The organism is Daejeonella sp. (genome assembly GCF_049655485.1).
Lineage (GTDB): Bacteria > Bacteroidota > Bacteroidia > Sphingobacteriales > Sphingobacteriaceae > Daejeonella.
On sequence record NZ_JBASJU010000278.1, the window covers coordinates 1 to 4063 of the forward strand.

Genomic DNA, 4063 nt, shown 5'->3' on the forward strand with positions numbered 1-4063 from the left:
ATTACTGCAACGCATGAATTTGTTGTTCCTAAGTCAATACCAATTATCTTTGCCATATTCTTATTACCCTTCTTTAATTTGTGTTTAGTTTTCTACAGAGGAATTAACAAGCGTTGTGCCAAATCGGATAGCCCCTTATATTGACAGTATTTTGTCATTCAGGTATTAATTAAGCTTGTATCAAGGTGTTTTTGCAATGACAGTATGGCAGGGGGAAGAGGAATTACGATTAAGAATTACGAATTACGACGTCATTTTGAGCGAAGCTTAATAAACAATTAAGTGTGTCGCTCATTAGGCCCGTTACTAATTGAAGATAATAATGGAGATATTTGAGAATGGAGAGTGGAGAGTTGAGAATTACGGATGATGAGTGATGAGTGAAGAATGGAAAACAGTACAAGAGAAAAGAGAAAATAGGTCGATATTAATTGACAATTTAATGATTTGGAAAGGTGCGGCATTAGTTCTTCGAAAATGATAGCCCCGCTCTTCGCTGCAAGTCCTCGCCAGAACGGGGATTTTAACGACATCGCTGATATCTGGCTGCGGGCTTTCCGCTGCGATCGGGTTTATGATTAAAGAGCTGGGCAGTGTGGCACAAATCGAGACGCCCTGTATAATGTGGGCTGTAAGTTGAATTGGTTTGACCTTCCTAATTTACGCTAATTATCAAAAGAGGCAGGTAGGTTTGTAGGTTTCCCACTCGATGCTGAAGTCGGAAGTCAGAAGTCTGAACCAAGAAGCGGTATCTCATGGATCAAACTTCCAATTTCCGAATTCAAACCTCAGACCTCAGACCTCCGACTTCAGACCTCCGACCTCTAAACGCAAAAAACCCGCTCTATTCAGAACGGGTTTTCGGTATCTTAAGAGAAATCTAAATTATGCTTTCTTCTCTTCTTTGTCATCACCTTTAGCCGGAGCCTCTGGTGCAGCTTCTTCAGCAGCCGGAGCTTCTTCTACAACTGGAGTAGCTTCTGCTTTTGGAGCTTTAGGTTCTGCTTTTGTTTCAGCTACCGGAGTTTCTTCAACAACTACAGCTTCTTCAGCTGGAGCAGCCTCAGCTTTTGGAGCTTTCGCACCAGCAGCAGGAGCATCAGCTTTCTTTGCTTTTGAACCACGACGACGTGTAGTTTTCTTCTCAGCAGCAGCTGCATCACCATTAGTGTAGATTTCGTTGTAATCAACTAATTCGATCAAAGCCATTGATGCATTATCACCAAGACGGTTTCCCATCTTAAGGATACGGGTATAACCACCAGGACGGCTTGCTACTTTTGCAGCTACATCACGGAAAAGGATAGAAACTACTTCTTTATTCTGCAGGTAACTGAATACCGTACGACGTGAGTGAGTAGTATCATCTTTTGATTTAGTGATGATAGGTTCAACATACACACGTAAAGCTTTAGCTTTTGCAAGTGTTGTTGTAATGCGCTTGTGTAAGATAAGCGAAGAAGCCATGTTAGCCAGCATCGCTCTGCGGTGACTGTCTGTACGACTTAAATGGTTTACTTTTTTACCGTGTCTCATGTTTTGTTAAATTGTGCACGTGCATACCGTCAATCAACCTTTCGGGATCGGGAATTATGCATTTCGCTTATTGTTATATATTATTCTTCGTCTAATTTGAATTTCGAAAGGTTCATGCCGAACGACAAGCCTTTAGATTTCACTAAATCCTGGATTTCAGTAAGTGATTTCTTACCAAAGTTTCTGAATTTCAGCATATCAGCAACATCGTATGAAACGAGGTCAGCTAATGAACGGATATCAGCAGCTTTAAGGCAATTTAATGCACGAACAGAAAGATCAAGATCAACCAATTCCATTTTAAGGATCTTACGCATGTGCAGGATTTCCTCATCAACTTCTTTAGTTTCTTCTTTAGCCTGAGATTCAAGCATGATATTCTCGTCAGAGAACAGCATAAAGTGGTGGATCAATATCTTAGCTGCTTCTTTCAAAGCTTCTTCCGGATGAATTGAACCATCGGTAGTGATATCAAGAACTAACTTCTCATAGTCAGTTTTTTGTTCTACACGGAAATTCTCGATTGTGTATTTAACGTTCTTGATTGGAGTGTAAATCGAATCAATTGCGATAACACCTAGAACTGCATCCGCGTTTTTGTTTTCTTCTGCAGCAATGTAACCTCTTCCTTTGCTAACTGTTAATTCAATCTCCAGAGTAACTGAAGATTCCATATTACAGATAACCATATCAGAATTCAGAACTGTAAAGTTATTTGAGAACTTAGTAATGTCGCCAGCTTTGAACTGATCCTGGCCATTGATGATCACAAAGATCTTCTCATTATCGCCAGACTCGCCAGTTTTTTTGAAACGAACTTGCTTCAGATTAAGGATGATCTCAGTAACATCTTCTACTACACCTTTGATGGTAGAAAACTCATGAGATACACCTGATAGGCGTACTGAGGTTATTGCAAAACCTTCCAGGGAAGATAAAAGTATTCTCCGTAAAGCATTACCAATGGTAACACCGAAACCAGGCTCTAAAGGTCTGAATTCGAATGTTCCGTCGAAATCCGTAGATTTCTGCATGATAACTTTATCAGGTTTCTGAAATGCTAAGATTGCCATTTATCTAATTTGTTTATTGTTTAATGGATGTGAGATGTGAGATGTGAGATATGAGACCAGCTCATCTTTCGTAATCTTATCCTAATCTCTTTCTTTTAATAGACATGAAACAAGATATGAGATTTAATAAATCTCATATCTCATATCTTACTTAGAGTATAACTCGACGATTAAGTTTTCCTTGATATTCTCAGGAATCTCATCGCGGCTTGGATAGTTAAGGAACTTACCCGTTAAGGTATTTGCATCCCATTCTAACCAGCTGAATTTGTTTATAGTTCTTGCAGCTACTGAATGTGAAACAGCTTCAAGAGATTTTGAACGCTCACGAACAGCAACCACATCGCCAGCACGTAAAGCATAAGAAGCAATATTAACGATTTCACCATTTACTGTGATGTGCTTATGGCCTACCAACTGACGAGCAGCAGAGCGGGTTGGAGCAATACCTAAACGATAAACAGTATTGTCTAAACGCGCTTCTAAGAACTTCAAAAGGTTTTCTCCTGTAATTCCTTCTTTAGCAGATGCTTTGTGGAATAAGTTTTCGAAATAACGCTCTAATACACCGTAAGTATATTTAACTTTTTGCTTCTCCATTAACTGCACAGCAAACTCTGATTGCTTACCTCTTTTTCTGGAGGTACCGTGCATCCCTGGAGGATAATTTTTTCTTTCTAATGCCTTATCAGGACCGAAAATTGGTTCTCTGAATCTACGGGCGATTTTGGACTTTGGTCCGGTATATCTAGCCATGGTTGTGTGTTTTTAAAGTATCTTCCCAGCTTACCCAGGAGAATCTTAGCTTTAAAACTGATTATTATTAATTAAACTCTTCTTCTTTTTGGAGGACGGCAACCGTTGTGCGGAAGCGGGGTGATGTCCTGTATAGTAGTAACCTCAATTCCGGCAGTCTGCAGAGTACGGATAGCTGACTCGCGGCCTGAACCTGGGCCTTTAACATATACTTGAACTTTACGAAGGCCAAGATCATGTGCTACTTTAGCGCAGTCGCCTGCAGCTTGTCCGGCAGCGTAAGGAGTATTTTTCTTGGAACCTTTGAAACCCATTTTACCAGCTGATGACCAACTGATGGTTTGACCCTGAAGGTTAGTCAGAGTGATAATGATATTGTTAAAGGTAGCGTTAACATGTGCTTCGCCGATTGGTTCAACAATAACAACGCGCTTTTTGGTTACTTTTTTAGTTTTTGCCATTTTTAGAGATTTGAGATGTGAGACTTGAGATCTGAGATCAGATCCCGGCACTCATATCTATTTCTTTTTTTAATCATGAGCTGAGCACTTTCGATATTCTCATATCTAAAATCTCACATCTCATATCTAATTTTTACTTAGTTGCTTTTTTCTTGTTTGCTACAGTCTTACGTTTTCCTTTACGGGTACGTGAGTTGTTTTTAGTGCGTTGTCCACGTACAGGTAATCCCTTACGGT

General features: G+C 39.9%; 4 protein-coding genes and 1 pseudogene. All 5 read right to left on the reverse strand.

Translation table 11 applies throughout. The features are described 5' to 3' along the window. Window positions 1-885: 885 nt before the first annotated feature. A complete protein-coding gene (gene rplQ / locus WBJ10_RS11915; protein ID WP_424290579.1) occupies window positions 886-1536 on the reverse strand; it encodes a 50S ribosomal protein L17 in 651 nt (216 codons plus the stop codon). Window positions 1537-1616: 80 nt separating this feature from the next. Continuing rightward, window positions 1617-2609 carry a DNA-directed RNA polymerase subunit alpha gene (locus tag WBJ10_RS11920; protein ID WP_424290581.1) on the reverse strand — a complete coding sequence of 331 codons (993 nt, stop codon included), beginning with the start codon at window positions 2607-2609 and terminating at the stop codon, window positions 1617-1619. Window positions 2610-2756: 147 nt separating this feature from the next. Next, on the reverse strand, window positions 2757-3365 hold the full coding sequence (gene rpsD, locus WBJ10_RS11925) for a 30S ribosomal protein S4 (RefSeq protein WP_411273944.1): 609 nt from the start codon (window positions 3363-3365) through the stop codon (window positions 2757-2759). A 71-nt stretch (window positions 3366-3436) separates the two neighbouring features. Beyond that, window positions 3437-3826 carry a 30S ribosomal protein S11 gene (rpsK, locus tag WBJ10_RS11930; protein ID WP_306550760.1) on the reverse strand — a complete coding sequence of 130 codons (390 nt, stop codon included), beginning with the start codon at window positions 3824-3826 and terminating at the stop codon, window positions 3437-3439. Between the two features lie 133 nt (window positions 3827-3959). Next, window positions 3960-4063, reverse strand: a pseudogene (locus WBJ10_RS11935) (30S ribosomal protein S13); the annotation flags it as partial.

Coding starts and splice junctions, on each gene's coding strand:
- rplQ (WP_424290579.1), bottom strand. CDS start 1,536: ATGAGACACGGTAAAAAAGTAAACCATTTAAGTCGTACAGACAGTCAC.
- WBJ10_RS11920 (WP_424290581.1), bottom strand. CDS start 2,609: ATGGCAATCTTAGCATTTCAGAAACCTGATAAAGTTATCATGCAGAAA.
- rpsD (WP_411273944.1), bottom strand. CDS start 3,365: ATGGCTAGATATACCGGACCAAAGTCCAAAATCGCCCGTAGATTCAGA.
- rpsK (WP_306550760.1), bottom strand. CDS start 3,826: ATGGCAAAAACTAAAAAAGTAACCAAAAAGCGCGTTGTTATTGTTGAA.